The following is a 26,492-nucleotide window of genomic DNA, read 5'->3' as shown; positions in this document are numbered from 1 at the left end:
CGAAGGAAGCCCTGACCCTCATGCAGACGCACCAGTACGACGTCGTCATCGTCGGCGCGGGCGGCGCCGGGATGCGCGCCGCCCTCGAGTCCTCGACACGCGTGCGCACCGCCGTCATCTCCAAGCTCTACCCCACGCGTTCCCACACCGGCGCGGCACAGGGCGGCATGTGCGCCGCCCTCGCCAACGTCGAGGAGGACAACTGGGAGTGGCACACGTTCGACACCGTCAAGGGCGGTGACTACCTGGTCGACCAGGACGCCGCCGAGGTGATGGCCAAGGAGGCCATCGACGCGGTGCTCGACCTCGAGAAGATGGGCCTGCCGTTCAACCGGACGCCCGAGGGCCGCATCGACCAGCGCCGGTTCGGCGGCCACACGCGCAACCACGGCGAGGCCGCCGTGCGCCGCGCGTGCTACGCCGCGGACCGCACGGGTCACATGATCCTGCAGACGCTCTACCAGCAGTGCGTGAAGAACGACGTCGAGTTCTTCAACGAGTTCTACGTGCTGGACCTGCTCGTGGACCACGACCTCGCGGCGGGCCACGTGCCCGACGGCGAGGAGGTCAACGTCTCGGGCGTCGTCGCGTACGAGCTCGCGACCGGGGAGATCCACGTCTTCCAGGCGAAGGCCGTCGTGTTCGCGACGGGCGGCGCGGGCAAGATCTTCAAGACCACGTCGAACGCGCACACGCTCACGGGCGACGGCATGGCGCTCGCGTACCGCCGCGGCATCCCGCTCGAGGACATGGAGTTCTTCCAGTTCCACCCGACGGGCCTCGCGGGCCTGGGCATCCTGCTGTCGGAGGCGGCCCGCGGCGAGGGCGGCATCCTGCGCAACGCCGACGGCGAGCGCTTCATGGAGCGCTACGCCCCGACGATCAAGGACCTCGCGCCGCGCGACATCGTCGCCCGGTCCATGGCGAACGAGGTCCGCGAGGGCCGCGGCGCGGGGCCGAACAAGGACTACGTGCTGCTCGACCTCACGCACCTGGAGCCCGCGCACATCGACGCGAAGCTCCCGGACATCACCGAGTTCGCGCGCACGTACCTCGGCATCGAGCCGTACACCGAGCCCGTCCCCGTGTACCCGACCGCGCACTACGCGATGGGTGGCATCCCCACGAACATCGAGGGCGAGGTGCTGCGCAACGAGCGCGACGTCATCAAGGGCCTGTACGCGGCCGGCGAGGTCGCGTGCGTGTCCGTGCACGGCTCGAACCGCCTGGGCACCAACTCCCTGCTCGACATCAACGTGTTCGGCAAGCGCGCCGGCCGCTCGGCCGCCGCGTACGCCGCGGACGCGTCGTTCGTCGAGCTCCCGGAGAACCCCGCGGTGGTCGTCGAGGACGAGCTCGAGACGATCCGCACGCGCCCGGACGGCGAGCGCGTCGCGGACATCCGCCGCGCGCTGCAGGAGACGATGGACGCGAACGCCCAGGTGTTCCGCACGGCCGAGTCGCTCGCGCAGGCCCTCGCCGACATCAAGGCGCTGCGCAAGCGGTTCCAGGCGGTCTCCGTGCAGGACAAGTCGCGCACGTTCAACACCGACCTGCTCGAGGCCGTCGAGCTCGGCTTCCTGCTGGACATCTCCGAGACGGTCGTCGTCGGCGCGCTCAACCGCGAGGAGTCGCGCGGCGGCCACTTCCGCGAGGACTTCCCGGACCGCGACGACGCGGGCTTCATGCGGCACACGATGGCCTACCGTCGCCCGCTCGACGCCCCCGTCACCGACGGCGACGCGGAGGGCTCGTTCCACCACGTCGAGACGTTCGACGACTACCAGCTGGTGCTCGGCTCCAAGTCCGTCACCGTGACCCGCTACCAGCCGATGGAGCGTAAGTACTGATGACTGCCACGCTCGAGGACGCCCCCGCCAAGGCCGGTGCCGTGCCGTCGTTCACGGTCACCCTGCGCGTGCTGCGTCACCTGCCCGCCGACGACGGCACGGCCGTCACGCGGTTCGACGAGTTCGAGCTCGAGGTGCACGGCACGGACCGCGTGCTGGACGCGCTGCACAAGATCAAGTGGGAGCACGACGGCTCGCTGACGTTCCGCCGCTCGTGCGCGCACGGGATCTGCGGCTCGGACGCGATGCGGATCAACGGCCGCAACCGGCTCGCGTGCAAGACGCTGCTCAAGGACCTGGACCCGAGCAAGCCGATCACGGTCGAGCCCATCAAGGGCCTGCCGGTGATCAAGGACCTCGTGGTCGACATGGAGCCGTTCTTCGCGTCCTACCGCGAGATCATGCCGTTCCTCATCACCACGGGGAACGAGCCGAGCAAGGAACGGCTGCAGTCGCCCGAGCAGCGCGCGCGGTTCGACGACACGACCAAGTGCATCCTGTGCGCGTCGTGCACGTCGTCGTGCCCGGTGTTCTGGACCGACGGCCAGTACTTCGGCCCGGCGGCGATCGTCAACGCGCACCGGTTCATCTTCGACAGCCGCGACGAGGGCGGCGCGCAGCGCCTGGAGATCCTCAACGACAAGGAGGGCGTGTGGCGCTGCCGCACGACCTTCAACTGCACCGAGGCCTGCCCGCGCGGCATCGAGGTCACCAAGGCGATCCAGGAGGTCAAGCGCGCCATGATCACACGCGCGTTCTGACCCGCTGAGCCGGCCGACGCCCGCCACCCCGGACACGGGTCGGCGGGCGTCGTCGTGTGTGGTTGGGTGGTCGCCGTGCTGGAGGACGAGCGGGACGACGAGCTGCACGACGAGCTGCACGAGGAGGTCGTGCTCCCTGGCGGCAACGTGGGTGGGGCCGTGCGCGTGGGCGCCACGGTGCGCCGCCCGACGGGGCCGTGGACGCCCGCGGTGCACGAGCTGCTGGGGTTCCTGGCCGACGAGGGCCTGGCGGGCGTCCCGCGCCCGCACGGCGTCGACGACCGCGGCCGCGAGGTCCTGGACTACCTGCCGGGCGAGGTCGTGCCGGTCGGCCGGGTCGAGCTCACCGACGCGCAGCTCGCCTCCGCGGCACGGTGGCTGCGCGACTACCACCGCGTGGTCGCGGGTTTCCCGCGCTCGTCACGGCGCTGGCGGTTCGTCGAGCGGGCGCTGGGCCCCGGCGAGATCGTGTGCCACCACGACTTCGCGATGTACAACCTCGTGTTCGACGGCGACGCGCTCGCGGGCGTGTTCGACTGGGACACCGCCGGCCCTGGCGTCCCGCTCGACGACCTCGCGATGTTCGCGTGGGTGTCGCCCCTGCTGTTCCCCGACGCGGACGCGGCCCGTCTCGCGCACGGGCTGCGCGTGATCGCCGACGCGTACGGCGGCGTCGACCCTGAGACGCTGCTGCGCCACGTCGAGCGTCGGGTCACGGACTCGGCGGACCGGATCACCGCGGGCCAGCGCGCGGGCGACGCGGGGATGCTGCGCCTCGGCGAGCGCGACGAGCCGGCCTCGACGCTGCGGCGGCTGCGCCTGCTCGTCGCACGGACCGACGAGATCGTCGCGGCCCTCGCGCGCGGCTGACCCCTCGCGGGGCCTCTGCGGTCGGTCCGTCAGGTGTGTGCGCGTCAGGCGTGCGCGTCGGCCGCCGGGGACGGGCTCGCGGGAGGGTTCGCGGTCCAGGCCGCAGCGAGCAGCACGATGCGCGAGATGAGGTTGACCCACACGAGCAGGGTCACGACGAGCGCGAACGACGCGAGGACCGGGTTCCTCGTCGCGCTGCCCGCCACCACGGAGGTCCCGAGGATCCGCACGACCCCCATGCCGACGCCCGCGATGAGCGCGCCGCCCCGCAGGTCGGGCCAGGGCGGCGACTCCCCCGCCAGGACCTTGACGACGAGCACGAACACGGCCGCGTCGACGACGAACGCCACGAGGACGCCGACGACCTGCAGCGCGACCGCCGCACCGCCCCAGCCGAGCGTCCGCAGCAGCCAGCCGACCGCGGCCGCCGCGGCGGTCGTCATGACCGCGGACAGCAGGATCGCCACCGCGAGGCCCGCGAGCCCGCCGAGCTCGCGCAGCTTGCCGACCACCGCGTTGCCGCCGCCCTGCTCGTCGAACATCGCCCGCACGCCGGTGCGCAGCGCAGCCGTCGCGGACAGCGCGGACAGCAGCAGCACGACGAACGCGACCGCCCCCGCGACCGTCAGCCCGGAGCTGAGGCGCAGCGAGTCCGGGTCGACCAGGCCCTCGGTGCTGCCGGTGCTCAGCAGGCCGGGCACGGCGTCGTTGATCGCGTCGACGACCTGCGTGCGCAGCTCGTCGTTCCCACCGAGGACGGCCATGAACACGGTCCAGCCGATCGTGAGGGCCGCGAACACGGAGAACAGCGCGGCGTACGCGATGCCGCCGGTGAGCACGCCCCCGCCTTGCGCGCCGAACCGCGCGTTCGCGCGCGCGGCCCGCGTCCCCTGCCACCATGCGAGCAGCGCCTTCGCCCGGTCGACGACGCGCGTCACGAGGGAGCGGCGCGGCGCGCCGATCTCCTCGCCGACGCCCGCCGCGGCGCGCACGTGCGCCGAGCCCGAGCCTGCTGCCGGTTCCACCACGTCTGGCTGTCGTCCCACCTCACGAGGCTAGGTGGGCCCGCACGGCCCGGCACCTCGAGGGATCCCCCGGCCGTCTGGGGCGTTAGCCGGCTAACGACGAGCCTGGCCGCGACGCCGACGCGTCACGCGCGCGCGCCGCGCTGCGCCGCGCGGCCCGTGAGCCGGTACTCCGACCGCGGACGCCAGACCTCGTCGTCGCCCCGCAGGTAGCAGTGGAAGCGCGTCACGACGAACGTGGCGTCGTAGTCCGCGAGGGAGTCCATCGCCTCGTCGAGCTGTTCGTCGGACAGCTCGTGCGCGACCGTGACGTGCGGGTGGTAGTGGAACCGCAGGTCCTGCGCGAGCGGCCCGGTGCGCACCGCGGTCTCGAGCGCCTCGCACCCCGCGATGCCGTCGGCGACCTGCACGAACGCGACGGGCGAGACCGGGCGGAACGTCGCCGTCCCGCGCAGCCGCACGACGAACGGCGCGTGGGAGGCCGCGACCTGCTCGAGGTGCGCGTCGACCCGCTCGGCGTCCCGCGGCGCGAGGGCCGTGGGACCGAGCAGCGTGATGTGCGGCGGGATGTACGCCGCCATCGGGTCGCCGAGGCGCGCACGCGCGTCCTGCAGCTGGGTGCCGTACGGCTCCGGGACGGTGATCGCGACCCCCACGATCACCTGGTCGCCGACGAGCTCGGGCAGCTTCACGCGCGTGCCCGCCGCGCGAGCAGCCCGGAGCGCTCGTACACGCGGTCGAGCGTGGGCGCGGCGATCTCGCGCGCCTTCTCGGCACCCGCCGCGAGCACCGCGTCGAGCGCCGCCGGGTCGTCCAGGTACTCGTGCACGCGGGCCTGGAACGGCGTGACCCACTCGACGACGAGGTCCGCGAGCGCGACCTTCAGGTCCCCGTAGCCCTTGCCGTCGAAGTCCGCCTCGAGCTCGGGGATGCTGCGGCCCGACAGCGCGGAGAAGATCGTGAGCAGGTTCGACACGCCGGCCTTGTTCTCCGGGTCGAACCGGATCTCACGGCCCGCGTCCGTGACGGCCGAGCGGATCCGCTTCGCGATCGTCTTCGGGTTGTCGAGCAGCTCGATGAGGCCGTTGGGCGAGCCCGCCGACTTGCTCATCTTCGCGGTCGGGTCCTGCAGGTCGTAGATCTTCGCGGTCTCCTTGACGATGTGCGCCTCGGGCACGACGAACGTGCCCGCGCCGAACCTCGAGTTCAGCCGCTGCGCGAGGTCGCGCGTCAGCTCGAGGTGCTGGCGCTGGTCCTCGCCCACCGGGACCTTCGCGGTGTCGTACAGCAGGATGTCCGCGGCCATGAGCACGGGGTACGTGAACAGCCCGACGGTGGTGCCCTCGGCACCCTGCTTCGCGGACTTGTCCTTGAACTGCGTCATGCGCGACGCCTCGCCGAAGCCCGTGTGGCACGACAGGATCCACGCCAGCTCCGCGTGCTCCGCCACGTGCGACTGCACGAACAGGGTGGACCGCTCCGGGTCGACGCCGCCCGCCAGGTACTGCGCGGCCGTGCGTCGCGTGCGCTCGCGCAGCACCGCCGGGTCCGGGCCCACCGTCAGCGCGTGCAGGTCCACGACGCAGTAGATCGCGTCGTTGCCGTCCTGCAGCGCCACCCACTGCGTCAGCGCACCCAGGTAGTTGCCGAGGTGGAGCGAGTCCGACGTGGGCTGCATGCCGGAGAAGATGCGCGCGGGCTGTGACACTGCGGGTCCGATCTGTGCGGCTCGTCGGCGACGAGCGTGGACGGGTGCGGGGACGGACGGGTGCGGGAGCGGACGGGTCCGGCGGCTCAGGTCGCCTGGTCGTCGAACGGGGGCGGCCCGACGAGCGGGGCCGGGCGGGGCACGGCGGCGCCCGTGGTGGACGCCGTGGGCACCGCTCCGCGACGAGCGGGCGCGGCGGGCTCCTCGAGGAGCGCGTCGCGCACGATGCGCCGCGGGTCGTACTTACGGGGGTCGAGCGCCTCCCAGTCGACACCGAGGTCGCCGGTCTCCTCGTCGAGCCGGGTGCGCGCCTGCGTGATCCAGTCGCGTCCCCGGCGCACCAGCGCCCCGAGCTGCTCGGCGTACGCCGGCAGCCGCTGCGGCCCGACCACGAGGGCCGCGACGACGAGGAGCACGATCAGCTCGCCGCCGTTGATGTCGAACACCGGCTCAGGCTACCCCGACCGCAACCGCCCGTTGACTCGATCCCGGGGCCACGGACGGGCTCGGAGACGGCCCGGAGAAGGCTCGGACGGGCCACGGCGTCGCCCGGGCGTCACTCGGACTCGTCGAGCTCCACCTGCAGCGTCCGGTCCTCGCCGCGCGAGCGGACGGTCAGCTCGATCACCTCGCCGGGCTCGTGCGCGCGGATCGCGACGATGAGCTCGTCGGGGTCCGTCACGGGCCGTCCGTCGATCGCGACGATCACGTCGCCCGGCCGGATCCCGGCGTCCTGCGCCGGCCCCCCGGCCGTCACCGGGTCCTGGCCCTGCTGCGCCTGCGACGAGACGCGCACGCCCTCGCCCGTGTACTGGCGGTCGAGCAGCACACCGATGATCGGGTACGTCGCGCGGCCCGTCTCGATGAGCTGCGTCGCGGTGCGCCGCGCCTGGTTCGAGCCGATCGCGAAGCCGAGCCCGATGCTCCCGCCCGTCTGCGCGGTCTGGCCCGGCGGCTGCGCGATCGCGGAGTTGATGCCGATGACCTCGCCCGCGGCGTTCACGAGCGGCCCGCCGGAGTTGCCCGGGTTGATCGCGGCGTCCGTCTGGATCGCGTTGATGAAGGCGGTGTCAGCCTCGTCGCCCGCCGAGACCGGCCGGTTGAGCGCCGAGACGATGCCCGTCGTCACGGTCCCCTCGAGCCCGAGCGGCGCACCGACCGCCACCACGGGGTCGCCCACGCGCACCGCGTCGGAGTCGCCGAGCGCGAGCGGGACCAGCCCCTCGACGTCGACCTTGATGACCGCGAGGTCGTAGTCCGCGGTGCTCCCGACGAGCGTCGCGTCCGCCTCGCGCCCGTCGGCGAACGTCACGACGAGCGAGCCGCCCGACCCGGTGCCGCCCGCGACCACGTGGTTGTTGGTCAGCAGGTACCCGTCCTGCCGCAGCACGAAGCCCGAGCCCGTGGCCGTGCCCGACGAGCCCGACGACTGGATCGACACGACGCTCGGCAGCACGGCCGCCGCGATCTCGGCGACCGAGCCGTCCACCATCGCCCCGCCCACGGGGTTCCCCGCGGCGTCCGTCGGCCGCGTGACGGTGGCGGGCAGGCCCGCGTCCGCGAGCCGGTCGTCCCGGTCGAGCAGCCGCGCCCCCGCGAGCCCACCGACGAGCCCCGCACCGAGCGCGAGCGCGACGAGCCCCGCGACCCACCCGGCCGACAGGCCACGCCGCGCCCGGCGCCGGCTCTCCCCGGTCTCCGGCGAGCCCTGCTGACCCGGCGCACCGACGACCCCGGGCTGCGGTCCGGCGGCGCCGTACGGCGCGTACCAGGGCGCGGGCTGCGGGCCGGGCGCGTACGGCGGCTGCGCGCCCTGCGGGCCGTGCAGCCCGGGCGGTGTCAGACCGTGCGGCTGCGCACCGACGCGCACGGCCGGCGGGTGCGGCGCGGCCGGCGGCTGCGAGTGGCCGAGCTGCGGGTACGTCGCGGGCGGGCCGTACGGGTTCGCGGGCCGTCCGTAGGGCTCGGCGAACAGGCTGGGGGCGGCAGGTGCCGGCGTCGCGGCGTCCGCGACCGACGCCGGGGGTGCGGGGGTCGGGGCGTCGGTGGCGGGCGGCGCGGCGGTCTCCGGCTCGGGCACGGTCGGCTCCAGGGCGGGCTCGGGGTGCGCGCCGGCCGGGCGCGCGGGCTCGTCGGACGTGCTCATGGGCGGCCGATCACCCCGGCCACGGTCGACCACCCGCGCGACATGCGCGCGGGCAGCCCGCCGTCGAACGCCTTGGCGGGGAACGCCTCGACGATCGCGGAGGCGTCACCGCCCGAGACGACCTGCACGACCGTCGAGTCGCACTGCCAGACGACGTGCCACGGCGCGTACGACAGCACGTACGCCTGGTGCTCCCCGATCGTCACGCGCTCCGCACCGCGCAGGGCAGTCGTGTCGAGGCGCCCCTCCTGCTCGGTCACGACGAGCGTGCCCTGCGGCCCGGCGAGGTCGATCTCGAGCTCGCGCGCCTCGTCGTCCCACCGCGTCCCGGTGATGCTCCAGCCGGCGGGCAGCGTGTCGGGGAACGCCCACCCGCGCGCCCGCAGGGACTGGGCCAGCCCGGGCTCGTCCTGCCGGTCGGGCTCGCCCTGCGCTGCCGCCGCGAGCACCGAGGCGGCCGACGCGCTGCCGAGCAGGTCGAGGTCCTCCCCGGGATGCCCGACGGGCGAGACCGCGGGCCGGTCCCCCAGCACGAACAGCATCGCCGCGATCGCGCCGACACCCGCGAGCGACCCCGCCGCGAGCCGCGAGACCTGCCGCCGCTGGGCGACCTCGCCGCGCAGCGCGCGCGCCCGGCGGCCGTGCAGCTCCGGGACCCCGATCGCGGGCTGCGCGAACGGGTCGCGCGGTGCGGGCACGGGAGCGGGGGCGGGCGCGGGGACGGACCCCGCGAGCGACATGAGGCGGGCCGTGAGGTCGGGCGCGAGCGGCACGTCGTCGCTCGCGGCCGCGGCCAGGGCGCGCCGGGCGAGACGGGCCGCCGAGAGCTCGTCCGCGCACTGCGGGCAGCGGGCGACGTGCGTGAGCACCCGCTCGGTCGCGGCGGCCGAGAGCCGCCCGTCGACGAGCGCGCTGAGCTGGGAGCCGAGGTGGTGCGTCACCGCGCGACCACCTCGCCGTGCGCCAGCGGCGCCACCGGGGACGACGAGGACGTGGGAGCCGTGGGAGCCGTGGGAGCCGTGGGAGCCGTGGGAGCCGTGGGAGCCGTGGGAGCCGTGGGAGCACGGTGCTCGAGCGACTCGCGCAGCCGCGCACGGGCCCGGTGGATGCGGGACCGGACCGTGCCGATCTTGATCCCGAGCGTGACGGCGATCTCCTCGTAGGACAGGCCCTCGATGTCGCACAGCACCACGGCCGCACGGTACTCGGGCGGCAGGTCCGCCAGTGCCCGCTGCACGTCGTGGTCCAGGTTCCCGTGCTCGAACGCGCGCTCGGGCGTCGCGAGCCCGTCGGTGTTCTCGTAGCGCTCGTCGTCGTCGCCCATCGCGTCCATGCGGATGCGCTGACGCCGACGTGCCTGGTCCAGGAACAGGTTCGTCGTGATGCGGTGCAGCCAGCCCTCGAACGTGCCGGGCGAGTACGTGTGCAGCGAGCGGAACACGCGCACGAACGTCTCCTGCGTGAGGTCCTCGGCGTCGTGCTGGTTGCCCGTCAGTCGGTAGGCGAGCCGGTACACGCGCGCCGAGTGCTCGCGCACGATCTCCTCCCACGACGGCGCCTGCCACGTGGGGGTGGTGGGGGTGGCCTGGTCGCTCGGCACGCGCTCCCTCATCGCTCGGTGGTCGGACTCGTCCGGTCGCCCGCGACTCCTGCCGCGACCGACCGCCCAGTGTCCCAGGCCCCGCACGGTGCCCGCGACCGGTGAGGAGGTCCGTGACGTGTGTGCCAACGCCGCACCCGCGCGATTCGTTCCCGGGTCGGTCGTCGGCACCTCGCCGTGGGGCTGGCCCCTGGGCCGTGCCGCACTAGGCTGGGGCGAGCCCGCGACCGTGGGCGCACGCCGCGCGCACGCCGCGCCACCGCCGGGAGGTCCATCATCTCCGCCGACAAGGCCAGCAGCTGGGTCTACGCCGAGGAGTTCCTCCCCGAGGACGACGCGGTGCTCGCCGCACGTGAGCGCGCCGCACAGCTCGGCGCGAGCGCCGTGACCCCGGGCACGGGCGCGGTGCTCACGCTGCTCGCCGCCGCGTCCAAGGCGCGTGCCGTCGTCGAGATCGGCACGGGCACGGGCGTCGCGTCGCTGTTCCTGCTGCGCGGCATGCCCGAGGACGGTGTGCTGACGACGATCGACTCCGAGGTCGAGCACCACCGCGCCGCGAAGGAGTCGTTCGCCGACGCGGGCTTCCGCCCCACGCGGACCCGCACCATCTCGGGCCGCCCGCTCGAGGTCCTGCCGCGCCTCACCGACGGCGCCTACGACCTGGTGCTGCTCGGCCTCACGAGCGTCGGCGGGCTCCTCGAGTCCGCTCCCGAGTACCTCGCGCAGGCCGTGCGCCTGCTGCGCCAGGGCGGCGTGCTCGTCGTGGACCACGCGCTGTGGCACGACCGGGTCGCCGACCCGGCACGGCGTGACGAGGCGACGACGATCGTGCGCGAGCTGGGCCGCGCCGTGCGGGCCGACGAGCGCCTGCAGCCCGCCCTGCTGCCGGTGGGCGACGGCCTGCTGGTCGCGGTCCGCCGCTGACGCTCAGCGCAAGTCGGCTCAGCGCTGGTCGGCTCAGCGCAGGTCGGCTCAGCGCAGGTCGCTGAGGAAGCGCAGGAGCAGGCGCGCGCCGTAGCCGGTCGCGCCCTCCGTGACCTCGTGCTTGTCGGCGGTCGCGCGCGCGGTGCCGGCGATGTCGAGGTGCGCCCAGGCGCGCTCGCCCGCGAAGCGCCGCAGGAACAGCGCCGCGGTCACCGAGCCCGCGCCGATCTTGCCGTCCTCGGGCACGTGCCGCAGGTCCGCGACGGAGCTGCGCACGGCCTCGTCGTACTCGCCGACGAGCGGCATGGGCCACGCGAGCTCGCCCGAGTCTGCGCCGGCCTGCCGGAGCGCCGCGACGAGCGCGGCGTCCGTGCCGTACAGCGCGGCGTACTGCTTGCCGAGCCCCACGGTCGCGGCGCCCGTGAGCGTCGCGACGTCGACGAGGAGGTCCGGGTCGAGCGCCGCGTCGGCCCACGCGAGCGCGTCGGCCAGGACGAGCCGACCCTCGGCGTCGGTGTTGGCGATCTCGACCGTCGTGCCGCCGTACATCGTGAGCACGTCGCCGGGCCGGTAGGACGCGGCGCCGAAGTGGTTCTCGGCGAGCGGCAGGACCGCGGTGACCTTGTGCAGCACGCCGGCCCGGGCCGCGGCGAGCACCGTCGCGAGCGCGACCGCGGCGCCGGCCATGTCGGTCTTCATGGGGACCATGGCCTCGCGCGGCTTGATCGACAGGCCGCCCGTGTCGTACGTGATGCCCTTGCCGACCAGCACGACGTGCTTGCCGTCCGCGGCGAACGTCGGCGGCGTGTACGTGACGGTCACGAGGCGCGGGGGCGACGCGGAGCCCGAGCCGACGGCGAGGATGCCGCCGAAGCCCTCGGCCGCGAGCTCGCGGGGGCCGCGCACGGTCACCTCGAGGCCCGCCTCGGTCGCGAGGCGGCGCGCCTGGTCGGCGAGCCAGGCGGGGTTCTTGATGCTCGACGGCGTCGACGCGAGCTCGCGCACGAGCCAGGTGGCCGAGGCGGCCGTGCGCGCCGCGTCGACGGCCGCGCCCGCGCGCGTGCCGTCGCGCCCGAGCAGCACCAGGTCGGCCGACGGCTTGACCGCGGGGGTCTTCGCCAGGCTCAGCGGCACGTAAGCCGCGAGCAGGTACCCCTCGACGAGCGCACGCGCCGCGCGCGCCGCCTGGGACGCGCTGTAGCCCGCGTCGTCGCCGATCGTCGTCACGACGCGCGAGAGCCCGCGCGTCGCCCGGGCCAGCGCGGCACCCGCGCGGCGCAGGTCGGTGTCGGTGCTCGCCCCGATGCCGACGAGCACGATGCGCGGGGGCAGACCGGCCCACGGCAGCGTCACGCCGGACCCCGCGGGGCGCGGCAGCTGCACGACGGACGCCTCGCCCGCGGCGCCGGTCAGCCCGGCGCGCTCGGCGAGCTCGGCGAGGTCGATGCCGTAGCGCGCCGCGGTCGACGCCGCGCCACGGCGCGGCTGAGGCCCCTCGTCCTCGTCGCCCGCGACGGCGGGCGCGACGGGGACGGCGACCGCGTCGACGTCGGGCTCCGTCAGCAGCGGGCTGTCCGCCACCACACCGCCGACGAGCGAGACGGCCGGCAGCCTCCGGCCGATCGTCAGGGGACGACCAGCGGCCACGTCAGCCTGCGACGGAGGTCAGTGCCTCGCCCAGCTCGGCGGCCTCGGTCGCGTTCAGCTCGACCACGAGACGACCACCACCCTCGAGCGGGACGCGCATGACGATGCCGCGTCCTTCCTTCGTCACCTCGAGCGGTCCGTCTCCGGTCCTCGGCTTCATCGCGGCCATGCGTGGCCTCTCCTTCGCCTCGTGCGTCCCGACCGGGTGCCCCGGTGCGGTCGCGGTGCGGCGCCTGCGCGCCGCTCGTGCCCGCACCACCTGCGATCCCGTGGTGCCGGATGTCCGGGGACCATCCTAGTTCACAGGCCGGACATCACGGCGGCCAGCCGCTCGTCAGGCGCCAGAACCGCCACACCCAGACCGCCTGCAGGACGAGCATGAGCACGACCACGGCTGCGAACCAGGCCCACCGCGCGGCGGTCGGGCGACGCACCACGCCCGCGGTGATCGCGCCCGCCGGGAAGGCGAGGACGAGGAACCGGGCGAGGCTGCTTCCCGGCTCGATCGCCGCGGCGAGGTAGAGCACGTAGGCCGCGGGCCACACGTGCAGCTCGGGTCCCAGCCGCCACGCGGCGGGCACGACGAGCAGCGCGACGACGAACCCCGCGGCCGCCGCGAGCACCCACCAGCCCGCGTCGCCGAACCAGAACTGCAGCACGTAGTCCCAGCCGCCGAACGGCGTGACCTCGCGGACCCCGCGCCACGCCTCCTGCGTGCGCAGGTACCCCTGCGGCACGCCCGTGACCCAGCCGCACACCGCGGGCCACAGGAAGCCCGAGACGACCGCGACGACCCCGAGCCCCAGCACCTGGGCGACGTCCCGGGCGGGGAACGCCTCGCGGCCGCGGCGCGCCCCGGCCCACCGCGCCAGCAGGTGCACGCCGACGACGACCGCCATGGGCAGCGCGACCGCGCGCGTCAGCCCGAGCAGCACGAGCACGCCCGCGCACGCGAGGTAGTGCCGGCGGACCAGCAGCAGGAGCGCGGCGGCGACGAGCAGGAGCGCGAGGGACTCGGTGTACGCGACCTGCAGCACCGGCGACGTCGGGAACACCGCGACGAGCACCACGGTCGCGAGCGGCAGCCCCGGCCACGCGGCGCACGCCCGGGGCGCGCCGTGCACCACGGCCCGGTGCACCAGCAGCACCGCGCCCGCGCCGAGCAGCAGCGACGTCGTCGGCGCGACGACCTCCCAGCCGAGCGTGGTCACCGCCATGAGACCGCGCACGAGCATCGGGTACAGCGGGAAGAACGCCCACGCGCTCTGCCGCACGTTGCCGGACTCGTCGACGGGCAGGGTGTCGGGGTAGCCCTCCTCGGCGATGCGGTGGTACCAGCCCGCGTCCCAGAACAGCCCCGTCATCTGCGCGTACGACGGGTGCTCGTCGGCCCACGGGGTGGGGCCCTGGTGCGCGGCCGCCTGCAGGAGCAGCAGCGCGGTGGCCCCGCGCGCGAGCGCGTACACCGCGAGCACCTGCACCCACCACGCCCACGTGCGCGGGTCCCACCGCGGCCGCGTGCGCACGGCCGCGGGCCGCCCCTCGGCCCGCAGCCCGACCTGCTGCTCCGCCTGAGGTTCTGCCTGCGGCTCGGACTGTGCGCGGGCGTCGTCGTCCGTCGCGGCGGTCGGCGCGGCGTCGCCCGCGCCCTGCGCGGTCAGCTCGTCCCTCATGCCATCCCCCGGACCGCGAGCTCGGGTGCGCGGTCGGCGCGGATCGCGGCGACCATGTCGAGCGTGCGGCGCGTGGCCCGCACGTCGTGCGCGCGGAAGACCCGCGCCCCGAGCCACGCGGCCACCGCGGTCGCCGCGAGCGTGCCCTCGAGCCGCTCCTCGGCGGGCAGCCCGAGCGTCTCGCCCACGAAGTCCTTGCGCGAGAACGCCATGAGCACGGGGTGGCCGAGCGCGACGAGCGCGGACGTGCGGCGCACGAGGTGCAGCGAGTGCCAGGTGTTCTTGCCGAAGTCGTGCGTCGGGTCGACGAGCACGCTCGCCGGGTCGATCCCGAGGTCCACGGCCCGCCGTGCGGCGGCGGCGAGCGTCGCGACGACGTCGTCCACGACCCCGTCGAGCGGGTCGGATGCGTGCTCGTCGGACGCGCGCTCGTCGGACGCGTGCTCGTCGGACAGCCGTGGTGACGTGCGCGGGTAGGCCACGCGGAACGGGTCGGTGCGCGGTCGGGCGCCGCCCGTGTGCGAGCACACGACGCCCAGCCTGTGCTCCGCGGCGACCGCGACGAGCTCCGGGTCGTGACCGGCCCACGTGTCGTTCACCAGGTCCGCGCCCGCGAGCGCGGCCGCGCGCGCGACCGACGAGCGCCACGTGTCGACGCTGACGAGCAGGTCGGGGTGCCGCCGACGCACGCGCTCGACCAGCGGCACGACCCGCGCGATCTCCTCGTCGGGCTCGACCCGCGGCCCGCGCCCGGCGCGCACGCCGCCGAGGTCGACGACGTCCGCGCCCTCCTCCTCGGCGCGCGCGACCGCGGCGTCGGCCCCCGCGTCGTCGTACCGGGCGGGCGCGTAGAACGAGTCCGGCGTGCGGTTGACGACCGCCATCACCACGGGGTGGTCGGGCCCCAGCACGCGGTCACGCAGGCGCAGCGCGGCCCCGGCCGCGGGCACGCCCGCGAGCCCGGTCCCCAGCCCGGTCGCGACGCCGGGCGCGGGCTCGGGCGCGGCGCGACCGGTCGTGCCGGGGCCCGGCGTCACGGCTCGTCGGACGACGCGTCCGCGGCCTGCTGCGCGGCCTCGGCCGCGGCGGTCGCGGCCTCCTCGGCGGCGCGCAGCTCGGCGCCGCGCTGCAGCACCACCTGCACGGCCTCCTCCGCGGTGTCGACCACCTGGATGAGCTCCCGGTCGACGGGCGAGATGAGCCCCGCCGCGACGACCGGCCCGTTGATCCAGTCGAGCAGCCCCTGCCAGTGCTCGCGCCCGACGAGGACGATCGGGAACTCGATGACCTTGTGCGTCTGCACGAGCGTGAGGGCCTCGAACAGCTCGTCGAGCGTCCCGAACCCGCCGGGCAGCACGATGAACCCCTCGGAGTACTTCACGAACATCGTCTTGCGCGCGAAGAAGTACCGGAAGTTGACCCCGAGGTCGACCCAGTCGTTCATGCCCTGCTCGAACGGCAGCTCGATGCCGAGCCCGATCGAGACCCCGCCGGCCTCCTTGGCGCCGCGGTTGGCGGCCTCCATGATCCCGGGGCCGCCACCGGTGATCACCGCGTACCCGGCCTCGACGAGCTGCCGCGCGACCTCGGTGGCCAGCACGTACGCGGGCGAGCCGGCGGGCGTGCGCGCCGAGCCGAACACGCTCACCGCGGGCCCGACCTCGGCGAGCGCGCCGAACCCCTCGACGAACTCCGACTGGATGCGCATGACGCGCCACGGGTCGTCGTGCAGCCAGCTCGCGCCGCCGACAGGGCGGCTGAGCAGGCGCTGGTCCGACGTCGTCGTCGGGATCTGCTGCCCGCGCAGCAGCACGGGTCCCTTGCGGTAGCCGCGGCCGGGTGCGGGCTGTCCGTCGTCGCTCATGCCCGCAGCCTAGGAGGTGAGCCAGACGCGCATGGCCTCGTACGACGAGTCGAGCTGCGCGACCGGGCAGCGCTCGTCGGCCTTGTGCGCGAGCATCGGGTCACCGGGGCCGAAGTTCACCGCGGGGATGCCGAGCTCGGAGAACCGGGCGACGTCCGTCCAGCCGTACTTGGGTGCGGGCGCGCCGCCCGTCACCGCGAGCACCGCGGCGGCGAACTCCCGCGCGGCGGGCGCGTCGAGACCCGGGCGCGCGCCGGGCGCGGCGTCGGTGATCACGACGTCGTAGCCGTCGAACAGCTCGCGCACGTGCGCCTCGGCGTCGGCGACGGACGACGACGGCGCGAACCGGTAGTTGACGGTGACGACGCAGGCGTCGGGGACGACGTTCGTCGCGGTCCCGCCGCTGATGAGGACCGCGCCCAGGCTCTCGCGGTAGGCGAGCCCGTCGACGTCGACCGTGCGCGGCTCGTACGCCTCGAGCCGGCGCAGCACCTCGCCCGCGGCGTGCACCGCGTTGACGCCCGCCCACGCTCGCGCCGAGTGCGCCGCGACGCCGGCCAGCCGGACCTCCGCCCGCAGCGTGCCGTTGCAGCCGCCCTCGAGGCCGCCGTTCGACGGCTCGCCGAGCACCGCGAAGTCGCACGCGAGCCAGTCGGGACGGTGCCGCACGAGGCGGCCCAGCCCGTTGAGCTCCGCCGCGACCTCCTCGTGGTCGTAGAAGACCCACGTCACGTCGCGCGTCGGCTCCTCGAGCCGGACCGCGAGCGCGAGCGCGACCGCGACGCCGCCCTTCATGTCGACCGTCCCACGCCCCCACAGCTCGTCGTCCACGAGGCGCGTCGGCAGGTTGTCCGCGATCGGCACGGTGTCGAGGTGACCGGCGACGACGACGCGCTGGTCGCGCCCGAGGTGCGTGCGCGCGACGACCGTGTCGCCGTCGCGCAGGACCTCGAGGTGGGGCGCGCTGCGCAGCGCGGCCTCGACGAGGTCGGCGAGCGCGCGCTCGTCGCCGCTCACGGAGGGGACGTCGCAGATCGCGCGGGTGAGGGCGACCAGGTCGCCGCGGGGGTCGAGGGCAGGATGCGTCACGGTCCTCGAGCCTAGGCCGCCCGAGCCGCGCCGCGGGTCGGCTACCGACCGGTAACGATTCAGGCGCCCGTACGCTTGTCGCCATGAGCTCTCGCCCCGCCTGGGGGTTCGGTCTCGCGACCACGACCCTCGACGGCATCACCCTCGACACCTGGTACCCCGCTCCCGCGCTCGGCGAGCCGGACGACGACGTCCAGCCGCCCGCCGACCTGCACGAGCACGTCGACGAGGCACGCCGCGTGCGCGTGCACGTCGTGCGTACCCTCATCGACCTCGACGCGCCGCCCGCGGGCACGTCGGACGCGTACCTGCGCCTGCACCTGCTGTCGCACCGCCTGGTCCGGCCGAACGACCTCAACCTCGAGGGCATCTTCGCCGCGCTGCCGAACGTCGTGTGGACCGACCGCGGCCCGTGCGCGGTCGACGGCTTCGAGCTCACGCGCGCCCGGCTGCGCGCTGCGAACCAGGTCGCGCCGACCGTGTACGGCGTCGACAAGTTCCCGCGCATGGTCGACTACGTGCTCCCGGCGGGCGTGCGGATCGCCGACGCGGACCGCGTGCGCCTCGGCGCGCACCTCGCCGCGGGCACGACCGTCATGCACGAGGGCTTCGTGAACTTCAACGCCGGGACGCTCGGCACGTCGATGGTCGAGGGCCGCATCTCGCAGGGCGTCGTCGTGGGCGACGGCTCCGACGTCGGCGGCGGCGCGTCGATCATGGGCACGCTGTCCGGCGGCGGCCGCGAGGTCGTCTCGATCGGGCGGCGCACGCTGCTCGGCGCGAACGCGGGGCTCGGCATCGCGCTCGGCGACGACTGCGTGGTCGAGGCCGGGCTCTACGTCACCGCGGGCACGAAGGTCACGCTCGTCGGCTTCGGCGACGACGACGGGAAGGTCGTCAAGGCGCACGCACTGTCCGGCGCGGACGGCGTCCTGTTCCGCCGCAACTCGCTCACGGGCGGGGTCGAGGCGGTGGCGCGCACGGGCTCGGGCGTCCAGCTCAACGCGTCGCTGCACGCCAACTGAGCGCGGTGGCCGCTGGTCGGCGCCCGGCACGCGCACGGCGGCGGCGCCGTGCGGGGCGCGCGTTCGTCGGGCTGCTCGTCGTCGTCGGTGTGCTGGCCGGCGCGGTCGCGCTCGTCGTGACCGCGCTCCAGCGCCTCGAGCCCGACCTGCCCGTGGTCGCCCGGTGCACCGCCACGCTCGACGGCACCGCGTGGACGCTGAGCGCGGACCAGGCGCAGCACGCGGCGCTGTTCGCGGCGGTCGCGCAGCGTCGCGGCCTGCCCGCACGTGCCGTGACGATCGCGATCGCGACCGCGCTGCAGGAGTCGCGGCTCGAGAACATCGACTACGGCGACCGGGACTCGATCGGCCTGTTCCAGCAGCGGCCGTCGCAGGGCTGGGGCACGGTCGAGGAGATCATGGACCCCGTCTACTCGGTCGGGAAGTTCTACGACGGGCTCGTGAAGGTCGACCGCTACGAGGACATGGACGTCACGGACGCCGCGCAGGCCGTGCAGCGCTCCGCGTTCCCGAAGGCGTACGCGCAGCACGAGGTGCGGGCGCGCGCGTGGGCGTCGGGCCTCACGGGCCACTCCCCCGCGACGATCGCGTGCACGCTCCCCCGGAGCGACGGCGGCGACCCGGACGCCGTGCTCGCTCGCGTCGAGCGGGACCTGGGCGACGTCCCCACGCGGCGGTTCGGCGGCGACGACGAGCCTGCGGGCGTGGTCGTCGACGTGAGCGGGCTGGGCGACGACGCCGCGCGGTCGGGCTGGGCGCTCGCGGCATGGGCCGTGGCGACCGCGCAGGAGCTCGGCACGCAGCGCGTCGACGTCGCGGACCGCACATGGACCCGCGAGAGCGGCGAGTGGACGACGAACGACCGCGGCACGCGCGAGGCGGGCTCGGTCCGCCTCGACCTGTAGTCAGCGGGGCGGCGGGCTCGTCGTCGCCGCGTCCTGCCCGCCGCGCGAGAAGCCGAACGCGACCGCGGCGAGGACCGCGAGCACCGCACCCCACCAGCCCAGCCCGACGAGCGACGCGAGCAGCGCGACGCCGACGAACGGCGCGAGCTGCGTGAGGTAGCGCCAGGGCCACCGCAGTCGCGAGGGCGAGCGCGGCGCGTTCCACCGCGCCCAGACGATCACGACGACCGCGACGAGCAGCACCGCGAGCACGGCCGCGAGCGCGTCCTGCCCCGGCACGTCCAGCCGCTGCCCCAGACGCCACCCCGTGACGCCCGCGAGCACCAGCAGCCCGAGCTCGCACACGAACGCGACGACCGACAACGGCCCGGCCACCCCGGGCGGAAGGGGCGCACCGGCGCGGCGCGCGTCGCGTCCGCCGGTGCCGGTCACGTCAGCGCTGGTCGGCGGGGACGTAGTCGCGCGAGACCTCGCCCGTGTAGACCTGGCGCGGGCGCCCGATCTTCGTCGCCGGGTCGGTCATCATCTCGCGCCACTGCGCGATCCAGCCCGGCATGCGGCCCAGCGCGAACAGCGGCGTGAACATCGCCCGGTCGAAGCCCATCGCCTTGTAGATGAGGCCCGTGTAGAAGTCGACGTTCGGGTACAGCTTGCGCGAGATGAAGTAGTCGTCGTTGAGCGCGATGTCCTCGAGCTTCATGGCGATGTCGAGCAGCTCGTCGGCCGCGCCCAGCGCCTCGAGCACGGCGTGCGCGCTCTTCTTCACGATCGCGGCGCGCGGGTCGTAGTTCTTGTAGACGCGGTGCCCGAACCCCATGAGGCGGACGCCCTGCTCCTTGTTCTTCACGCGGCGCATGAAGTCGGTCGCGTCGCCGCCGTTGGCCTTGATCTCGTCGAGCATCGTGAGCACGGCCTCGTTCGCCCCGCCGTGCAGCGGGCCGGACAGCGCGTTGATGCCGGCCGCGACCGACGCGTACAGGTTCGCGTGCGACGAGCCGACGATGCGGACCGTCGACGTCGAGCAGTTCTGCTCGTGGTCGGCGTGCAGGATGAGCAGCTTGTCGAGCGCCTCGACCACGACCGGGTCGGGCTCGTACTGCTGGTACGGCACCGCGAACGTCATGCGCAGGAAGTCCTCGACGTACCCGCGGCTGTAGTCCGGGTAGAGCAGCGGCTCGCCCTTCGAGGTGCGGTGCACGTACGACGTGATCGTGCGGGTCTTCGCGAGGATGAGGACCGTCGCGAGCTCGACCGTCTCCGGGTCGAACGGGTCGAGCGACTCCGGGTAGAACGTCGACAGCGCGTTGATCGCCGACGACATCACGGCCATCGGGTGCGCGCCGCGCGGGAACGTCCCCATGAACGTGCGGAAGTCCTCGTGCACGAGCGTGTGCCGGTTCACGCGCTCGCTGAACGCGTCGAGCTCGGTCGGCGACGGCAGCTCGCCGTGGATCAGCAGGTACGCGACCTCGAGGAACGTCGAGGACTCCGCGAGCTGCTCGATCGGGTAGCCCCGGTAGCGCAGGATGCCCTCGTCACCGTCGATGTAGGTGATCTTCGACTCGCACGACGCGGTGTTCATGAACCCCGGGTCGACCGTGACCAGGCCGGTGTCACGCAGCAGGGTGGAGACCACCACTCCGTCGTTCCCCTCGGTCGCGGTGACGACCGGCAGGTCCTTGGCCTGGCCGTTCACGACCAGCTGGACCGGGGAGGTGATGGTCTCGGACATGGCGTTCCTTCCTGCCACGACCGGCGCGCGCTCGCGCCCGGGTCGTCGCCGACGTCGGCCCTGCGGCCGCAGCGGTGGCCTCCGTTGGCCTGCCGACGACGGTACCTGCGCCCGGCGCGCAGAGACGAATCCTGGGACGACCTGATCCGCTGTGAATCAAGTCACATCGACCTGGTCAGGCGCCGCGCAACCGCGCCGCGGCCTCCGCGACCGCCTCGTCGGACGCCGTCAGCGCGACCCGCACGTGCCCCTGCCCCGCCGGCCCGTAGAACGCACCCGGCGCGACGAGGATGCCCAGCCCCGCCAGGTCCGCGACCGTCTGCCAGCAGTCCTGCCCGCCACCCGCGGGGCGCACCCACAGGTACAGGCCCGCCGCGGACTCGTCGACCACGTACCCGGCCTCCTCGAGCGCCGCACGCAGCAGCCCGCGCCGCGCGCGGTACCGCTCGCGCTGCGCCGCGACGTGCGCGTCGTCGTCCAGCGCGACCGTCATCGCCGCCTGCACCGGTCCCGGCACGATCATCCCCGCGTGCTTGCGCGCCTCGAGCAGCCCCGCGACCAGCGCCGGGTCGCCCGCGACGAACGCCGCGCGGTACCCCGCGAGGTTCGACTGCTTCGACAGCGAGTACACCGCCAGCAGCCCGGTGACGTCGCCCCCCGTGACGCGCGGGTCGAGCACGCTCGGCACGCCGTCGCCCGCCCACGGCTCGTCCCACGCCAGCTCGGCGTAGCACTCGTCCGAGGCGACGACGACCGGGCGGCCGTCCCGCCGCGCGGCCTCCCGTGCCGCCGCGACGACCGCCGTGAGCTCGTCGGCGCCCAGCACCGCGCCGTGCGGGTTCGCGGGCGAGTTCAGCCACACCAGGCGCACGTCACCGCGCCCCTGCGCGAGCCGCGCCGCCGGGTCCTCGCACGGCTCGGGAGTCGCGCCCGCGAGCCGCGCGCCCACGTCGTACGTCGGGTACGCCACCGCGGGGTGCAGCACCGTGTCGCCCTCGCCCAGCCCGAGCAGAGCGGGCAGCAGCGCGACCAGCTCCTTCGAGCCGACCGTCGGCAGCACGCCCGCCGGGTCCAGGCCCGGCACGCCGCGCCGCCGCTCGAACCACCGCACGACCGCCTCACGCAGGTCGGCGGTCCCCCAGGTCGTCGGGTAGCCCGGCGAGTCCGCGGCCGCGACGAGCGCGTCGCGCACCACCGCCGGGGTCGGGTCGACGGGCGTGCCGACCGAGAGGTCGACGATGCCCCGCTCGTGCGCACGCGCCTGCTGCGCGAACGGCACGAGCGTGTCCCACGGGAAATCCGGCAGCGCGCCGGTCAGCAGGCCCACCGGTGGCGCGCGTCAGTCGCCGTGCACGCGCAGCGGCAGCGTCGCGATGATCGGGTGGTCCTTGTCGATCTGCCCCATCTTGGCGGCACCACCCGGCGAGCCCAGATCGTCGAAGAACTCGACGTTGGCCTTGTAGTACTCGCTCCACTGCTCGGGGACGTCGTCCTCGTAGTAGATGGCCTCGACCGGGCAGACCGGCTCGCACGCGCCGCAGTCCACGCACTCGTCCGGGTGGATGTAGAGCGACCGCTTGCCCTCGTAGATGCAGTCCACGGGACATTCCTCGATGCACGCCTTGTCCTTGACGTCCACGCAGGGCTCAGCGATCACATACGTCACGGTCGTCCTCCACTTGACGGGTCGTCCCTAGTATTCCCCACATGCGCACGCGCACGATCCCGTGTCCACCCACCGACGCATCGGCCGACGTCACCGCGGACGGACGATGAGCGCCACCCCGGCGCGGCCGTGGCAGGAGGCCGCCGCCGGCACGCGCGTCGTCGTGCGACGCCGCCTCGTGCCGGCCCCGCCGGACGGGCCGCACCTCACCGACGTGCTCGGCGTGGTGCTGCGCGTCGACGACGACGGCCTCACGCTGGACACGTCACGCGGGCCCGCCCGGATCGCCGGCGCGGACGTCGTGCTGTGGAAGCCGATCCCCCCACCGCCCGAGCGCCGCGCCCGACGGCACTGACCGTCCGCACCGAGGGCCGACGCTCAGCGCCGGGCGGCGTCCTTCTCGTCGGACTCCTCGTCCTTGTCCTTGTCCTTGTCCTTGCTCGGCGGCGACCCGCAGATCACGCGGTTCTGCGGCTTGTAGCGCCACGTGTTCGACGTCGTCTCCTTGAGCACGCCGTCGAGCAGCAGCCGGCGCGTCACCGTCACCGAGAAGCCCGGGTTCCCCGCGGCCTGCGGCGTGCACGTGCGCGACGTTGAGTAGACCGTCGACGGCTGCACGACGCCCGATCGGCCGCTCGTCGACTCCTCGACCGTCCAGTACTTGGTGCCCCAGATGCGCACGTACGCGCGCCCGTTCGCGACCCAGCCCTGCACGAGCGCCCCGTACGGCGTGGTGTTCTTCCACTTCATGTCGATCACGCCGGTGAAGATCGTCGCCTCGCGGCCCTCGGGGTAGCGCGCGAACCACTCGCTGTGCGGCGTGTGCTCGACGTCCTCCATGCCCGCGAGGAACGCCGCGTTGTACGTCGTCGTCGACACCTGCGACAGGCCGCCGCCCCACGCGTCCGAGTGCTCGCCGTTGACGATCGCGCCGGCCTGCACGAACCCGTGGGCCGCGTCGATCGGGCCGAGCGACTCCGTGAGGCTGAACGTCTCCCCCGGGCGGATCAGCACGCCCGTGATGTTCGCCAGGCCCTGCCGGATGTTCTGCGTGCGCCGCGGCTCGCTCGTCAGCGGCGTCGAGAACTCCGACACGACCTCCTTGACGCCCAGCTCCTCGAGCGCCTGCGTGGTCTCCGCCGGGTCCGTCTGCGACAGCTCGACGTTCGCCGTGCGGTCCTGCGCCCCCGCGACCGCCGCGACCGCCTCCGCGACGTCCTCCGGCGAGACCGTCGTGCCCGGCTCGCCCGGCACGAGCACCGGCTTGTCGTCCTGGAACTCGAAGTGCGCGTCCGACGCGGACGTCAGCACGCCCTCGGGCAGCTGCTCGACGACCTCCGCCGCGAGCGCCTCGCCGTCGAGCTGCAGCTCGAGCTCGCCGTCCACCGGCTGCATCGCCGCCGCGGCCGCGAGCGTCGCCGGCTGCAGCACCGCGAGCTTCTCGGACACCACGACCGAGATGGGCGCGGACACCAGCGGCTCCGCCACGTCGTCCAGCGCCGCCTGCGCCTCGGCCTGCGTGATCTCCGGCTCGACGACGACCGTCGGCAGCTCGAGCGGCTGCGCCGCGACCAGCCAGTCACGCGCGACGCGCTCGGCGGCCGCGTCCTGGTCGATGCTCCAGCCGTCGGACGCGTCCGTCATGACCGCCGCGCCGTCGACGAACAGCACCGCACCGTCCACCGGCGCGAGTGACAGCGACGTGCCGAGCGCCTCGAGCGCGCCCACCAGCTTCGTCTCGTCGACCTGCGTGACAGGCTCCTGCGCCCCGACTCCGACGATCTGGTCCCACAGCCGGCGCGGCTGCGCGAGGTCGACCCCCGTGAGCCGGTCGACGGTCGCGCGTGCGTCGAACGACAGGCCCGCCGCCTGCGGCTCGAGCGTCGCCTGCGCGTCGTTCGCGAGCACCTCGACCGCGTCCTGCGTCCGCGGCGCGAGCTCGGTGTCCAGGCGCTCCGCAGCCTCGTCCGCCGACAGTCCGCCGATCTCGACCCCCGCGACCGTCGCACCACGCGGCACGCGGTCGGCCGTCGCGTAGCTCGCGCCCACGTACGCCGCGCCGAGCAGCACGACGACGCCCGCACCGATCGCGAGGCGCCGCGGCCAGCGCCGCACGTGCTCCTCGGACTCGAAGTCGTCGAACGGCGAGGGGTCGCGCGGCGTCGTCGGCACCGGGCCTGCGGACACGCGCGCCGCGCCGCTGAGCGCGGGCGGGACCGGCGCGGCCGGCTCCTCGGGCGTCGCGCCCGCCGCGGGCAGGACGACCGTCGCGTCCTGCGCGGGGGCCGACGGCGCCGCCGGCTCGCGCCGCTGGAAGACCGAGTCGCGCGCGGGTGCGCTCGGTGCGGCCGTCTCGGCGGCCGGAGCCGCGGGCGTGGCCGTGGGCGTGGCGGTGGGCGTGGCCGTGGGCGTGGCCGTGGGCGTGGCCGTGGGCGTCGCGGGCTCGGCCTGCGCGGCCGGCTGCGCCGGGGCGGCGGGCGTCACCGGCAGGACGACCGTCTCGGCCTGTGCAGGCGCACTCGCGACTGCGGTCGCGGCGCCGCCGACGTCAGCCGCGTCCGCGGCGGGCTCGCCGACGGCAGCCTCCGCGGTCGCGGGCTCGGCAGTCTGCTCGTCCTGCGGCTCGGCGCTCGACGACGCGACGGTCTCCGGTCCGTCCGTCTCCGGCTCTCCGGCGTCGGGCTCGCTCGCGTCGGACTCGTCGACTGCGGCGTCGTCGGCCTCGGGCTCGTCGACCTCGGGCTCGCTCGCGGCGGACTCGGGCTCGCTCGCGTCGGGCTCGTCGACCGCGGCGTCGTCGGCCTGAGGCTCGTCGACCTCCGGCTCCTCGACCTGGGCCGGCGCGGGTGCGGCCTCGTCGGCGCCGACGACCGCGGCACCGGTCTCCGTGGCAGCCTCGGGCTCCCGGGCGGCGGGCTTCGGCGCGACCGTCTCGTCGGAGAAGATCGCGGGCACGACGATCGTCGGTGCCGCCTCCGGCTCGGGCGTCGCGGTCGCGGCGACCTCGGTCGCCTCGGCTGCTCGGGCCGACACGCCCTCGGTGGTGTCCGCGTCCGCGGCCTCCGCCGCGACGGGCTCCGACTCGTCGACGAGCTCCTGCTCCTGCGGGGCGCCCGCCTCGGCGTCGTCGCGGGCGTCCGCGTCCCCGCCCGCCTCGTCGGCCTCGGCGTGGTCGACCGCCGGCTCGTCGACCTCGGCGTCGTCGACCGCCGGCTCGTCGGCCTGGGCGTCGTCGGGCGTCGTCTCGACGGGCGAGGCCTCGTCGGCCGCGTCCGCGGCGACCGGCTCGTGCGTGGGCTCGGTCTCGGTGGTCTCGTCGACGGGCAGCGCCTGGTCCACCGCGGGCTCGTCGACCGCGGGCTCGTCGACTGCGGGCTCGTCGACCGCGGGCTCGTCCACGACGGGCTCGTCGACCGCGGGCTCGTCCACGACGGGCTCGTCGACCACGGGCTCGTCGACCTCCGCGACGCCGCCGTGCTCCGCAGGCGACTCCTCCGGCGCGTCGACCGGCACCTCGTCGCCGGCACCCTCGTCGGTCGTGCTCTCGTCCGTGCCGGGCTCGTCGGACACCGCCACCTCGGACACAGCCTCGTCGGGCGCGGGCTCGTCGGACACAGCCTCGTCGGACGCGGCCTCGTCGGGCACAGCCTCGTCGGGCGCGGGCTCGTCGGGCGCGGGCTCGTCCGACGCCGCCTCGACGGTGGCGACGTCGGGCTCAGCGACGTCGGGCTCGGGCGCCTCGTCGGACGCAGACCTGTCGGCGCGCTCGGACGCCGCCGGGACCACGGGGTTCGGGCGGGTCTCGTCACCCAGGGCGGGACGACCCGTGGTCGCACCCCAGACGGGCCAGACGACGTCGTCGGCCGATCTCCCGCCCGACGGCTCCTGCGGTGCGGGGCTGTCGGAATCGGTACGGTCGGTCATCGCTTCCCCTGCTCGGTCGTGTTACGCCCGGCGAGTCTACGTCGCTGTGCTTTAGGGTTCGCGCACGCGCACGCGTGCCTGGC

25 protein-coding genes are annotated in these 26,492 nt (G+C 74.8%); 7 read left to right on the top strand and 18 right to left on the bottom strand.

What is annotated here, in order from left to right; all coding sequences use genetic code 11:
• Positions 1-20 precede the first annotated feature (20 nt).
• The 3 genes from sdhA (at position 21) to F1D97_RS07405 (ending at position 3,481) form a co-directional block, all read left to right on the top strand.
• Positions 21-1,850 (top strand): succinate dehydrogenase flavoprotein subunit, encoded by a 1,830-nt coding sequence (sdhA, locus tag F1D97_RS07415; protein WP_236123206.1) that lies wholly within the window; start codon positions 21-23, stop codon positions 1,848-1,850.
• Positions 1,850-2,611, top strand: coding sequence for a succinate dehydrogenase iron-sulfur subunit (locus F1D97_RS07410; RefSeq protein WP_236123205.1), 762 nt, complete (start codon positions 1,850-1,852; stop codon positions 2,609-2,611). Before sdhA ends, F1D97_RS07410 begins: the two co-directional genes overlap by 1 nt.
• Before the next feature lie 75 nt (positions 2,612-2,686).
• On the top strand, positions 2,687-3,481 hold the full coding sequence (locus F1D97_RS07405) for a phosphotransferase (protein ID WP_236123204.1): 795 nt from the start codon (positions 2,687-2,689) through the stop codon (positions 3,479-3,481).
• Positions 3,482-3,525: 44 nt separating this feature from the next.
• Here the strand turns inward: F1D97_RS07405 and F1D97_RS07400 are convergent, their stop codons facing one another.
• From F1D97_RS07400 to sigE, 7 genes are all read right to left on the bottom strand, one after another.
• A complete protein-coding gene (locus tag F1D97_RS07400; protein WP_236123203.1) occupies positions 3,526-4,527 on the bottom strand; it encodes a YihY/virulence factor BrkB family protein in 1,002 nt (333 codons plus the stop codon).
• A gap of 104 nt (positions 4,528-4,631) precedes the next feature.
• Positions 4,632-5,198 (bottom strand): 2'-5' RNA ligase family protein, encoded by a 567-nt coding sequence (locus F1D97_RS07395; protein ID WP_236123202.1) that lies wholly within the window; start codon positions 5,196-5,198, stop codon positions 4,632-4,634.
• Positions 5,195-6,184: a tryptophan--tRNA ligase gene (gene trpS / locus F1D97_RS07390; protein WP_236123201.1), complete on the bottom strand. Its 990-nt coding sequence runs from the start codon at positions 6,182-6,184 to the stop codon at positions 5,195-5,197. Before trpS ends, F1D97_RS07395 begins: the two co-directional genes overlap by 4 nt.
• Positions 6,185-6,300: 116 nt before the next feature.
• Entirely contained in the window at positions 6,301-6,660 is a 360-nt protein-coding gene (locus F1D97_RS07385; protein ID WP_236123200.1) for a twin-arginine translocase TatA/TatE family subunit, read from the bottom strand.
• A gap of 110 nt (positions 6,661-6,770) precedes the next feature.
• Positions 6,771-8,360 (bottom strand): S1C family serine protease, encoded by a 1,590-nt coding sequence (locus F1D97_RS07380; RefSeq protein WP_236123199.1) that lies wholly within the window; start codon positions 8,358-8,360, stop codon positions 6,771-6,773.
• Entirely contained in the window at positions 8,357-9,301 is a 945-nt protein-coding gene (locus F1D97_RS07375; protein ID WP_236123198.1) for an anti-sigma factor family protein, read from the bottom strand. The genes F1D97_RS07380 and F1D97_RS07375 overlap by 4 nt, the downstream gene beginning before the upstream one ends.
• Complete coding sequence (gene sigE, locus F1D97_RS07370) at positions 9,298-9,972, bottom strand: RNA polymerase sigma factor SigE (protein WP_236123197.1); 675 nt, start codon at positions 9,970-9,972, stop codon at positions 9,298-9,300. Before sigE ends, F1D97_RS07375 begins: the two co-directional genes overlap by 4 nt.
• 264 nt (positions 9,973-10,236) lie before the next feature.
• Between sigE and F1D97_RS07365 the strand changes: the two genes are divergently transcribed.
• Positions 10,237-10,884 (top strand): O-methyltransferase, encoded by a 648-nt coding sequence (locus tag F1D97_RS07365; RefSeq protein WP_236123520.1) that lies wholly within the window; start codon positions 10,237-10,239, stop codon positions 10,882-10,884.
• A 48-nt stretch (positions 10,885-10,932) separates the two neighbouring features.
• Here the strand turns inward: F1D97_RS07365 and F1D97_RS07360 are convergent, their stop codons facing one another.
• The 6 genes from F1D97_RS07360 to dapE form a co-directional block, all read right to left on the bottom strand.
• Positions 10,933-12,531, bottom strand: a complete 1,599-nt coding sequence (locus F1D97_RS07360) for a leucyl aminopeptidase family protein (protein ID WP_236123196.1) — start codon at positions 12,529-12,531, stop codon at positions 10,933-10,935.
• A 1-nt stretch (position 12,532) separates the two neighbouring features.
• Positions 12,533-12,700: a DUF3117 domain-containing protein gene (locus tag F1D97_RS07355; protein WP_013884554.1), complete on the bottom strand. Its 168-nt coding sequence runs from the start codon at positions 12,698-12,700 to the stop codon at positions 12,533-12,535.
• A gap of 145 nt (positions 12,701-12,845) precedes the next feature.
• Positions 12,846-14,204: a hypothetical protein gene (locus tag F1D97_RS07350; protein WP_236123195.1), complete on the bottom strand. Its 1,359-nt coding sequence runs from the start codon at positions 14,202-14,204 to the stop codon at positions 12,846-12,848.
• A complete protein-coding gene (locus F1D97_RS07345) occupies positions 14,201-15,175 on the bottom strand; it encodes a dihydropteroate synthase (protein WP_396022582.1) in 975 nt (324 codons plus the stop codon). Before F1D97_RS07345 ends, F1D97_RS07350 begins: the two co-directional genes overlap by 4 nt.
• A 62-nt stretch (positions 15,176-15,237) precedes the next feature.
• Positions 15,238-16,068 (bottom strand): LOG family protein, encoded by an 831-nt coding sequence (locus F1D97_RS07340; protein ID WP_236123194.1) that lies wholly within the window; start codon positions 16,066-16,068, stop codon positions 15,238-15,240.
• A 9-nt stretch (positions 16,069-16,077) separates the two neighbouring features.
• The gene (gene dapE / locus F1D97_RS07335) at positions 16,078-17,157 is read right to left on the bottom strand and encodes a succinyl-diaminopimelate desuccinylase (RefSeq protein ID WP_236123193.1); all 1,080 of its coding nucleotides are present in this window, start codon (positions 17,155-17,157) and stop codon (positions 16,078-16,080) included.
• Positions 17,158-17,240: 83 nt separating this feature from the next.
• Here dapE and dapD point away from each other — a divergent pair, with 83 nt between their 5' ends.
• Both dapD and F1D97_RS07325 read left to right on the top strand, forming a co-directional pair.
• Positions 17,241-18,182: a 2,3,4,5-tetrahydropyridine-2,6-dicarboxylate N-succinyltransferase gene (dapD, locus tag F1D97_RS07330; protein WP_236123192.1), complete on the top strand. Its 942-nt coding sequence runs from the start codon at positions 17,241-17,243 to the stop codon at positions 18,180-18,182.
• A 5-nt stretch (positions 18,183-18,187) separates the two neighbouring features.
• Positions 18,188-19,087, top strand: coding sequence for a hypothetical protein (locus F1D97_RS07325; RefSeq protein ID WP_236123191.1), 900 nt, complete (start codon positions 18,188-18,190; stop codon positions 19,085-19,087).
• Here the strand turns inward: F1D97_RS07325 and F1D97_RS07320 are convergent, their stop codons facing one another.
• From F1D97_RS07320 to fdxA, 4 genes are all read right to left on the bottom strand, one after another.
• The gene (locus F1D97_RS07320) at positions 19,088-19,519 is read right to left on the bottom strand and encodes a YrdB family protein (RefSeq protein WP_236123190.1); all 432 of its coding nucleotides are present in this window, start codon (positions 19,517-19,519) and stop codon (positions 19,088-19,090) included. It lies immediately after the preceding gene.
• A gap of 1 nt (position 19,520) precedes the next feature.
• Positions 19,521-20,819 carry a citrate synthase gene (locus tag F1D97_RS07315; protein ID WP_236123189.1) on the bottom strand — a complete coding sequence of 433 codons (1,299 nt, stop codon included), beginning with the start codon at positions 20,817-20,819 and terminating at the stop codon, positions 19,521-19,523.
• Positions 20,820-20,994: 175 nt separating this feature from the next.
• Positions 20,995-22,146, bottom strand: a complete 1,152-nt coding sequence (gene dapC / locus F1D97_RS07310) for a succinyldiaminopimelate transaminase (RefSeq protein WP_236123188.1) — start codon at positions 22,144-22,146, stop codon at positions 20,995-20,997.
• 12 nt (positions 22,147-22,158) lie between these two features.
• A complete protein-coding gene (gene fdxA, locus F1D97_RS07305) occupies positions 22,159-22,485 on the bottom strand; it encodes a ferredoxin (RefSeq protein WP_094179349.1) in 327 nt (108 codons plus the stop codon).
• Positions 22,486-22,591: 106 nt separating this feature from the next.
• Between fdxA and F1D97_RS07300 the strand changes: the two genes are divergently transcribed.
• Positions 22,592-22,840 carry a hypothetical protein gene (locus F1D97_RS07300; RefSeq protein ID WP_236123187.1) on the top strand — a complete coding sequence of 83 codons (249 nt, stop codon included), beginning with the start codon at positions 22,592-22,594 and terminating at the stop codon, positions 22,838-22,840.
• A gap of 23 nt (positions 22,841-22,863) precedes the next feature.
• On the opposite strand, the gene F1D97_RS07295 is transcribed toward F1D97_RS07300, so the two are convergent.
• Positions 22,864-26,409 carry a VanW family protein gene (locus tag F1D97_RS07295; RefSeq protein WP_236123186.1) on the bottom strand — a complete coding sequence of 1,182 codons (3,546 nt, stop codon included), beginning with the start codon at positions 26,407-26,409 and terminating at the stop codon, positions 22,864-22,866.
• Between the last annotated feature and the right edge of the window lie 83 nt (positions 26,410-26,492).

Source organism: Cellulomonas palmilytica, from assembly GCF_021590045.1.
In the GTDB taxonomy this organism is placed as follows: Bacteria; Actinomycetota; Actinomycetes; order Actinomycetales; family Cellulomonadaceae; genus Cellulomonas; species Cellulomonas palmilytica.
This window is presented reverse-complemented; position numbering and strand designations above follow the sequence as displayed.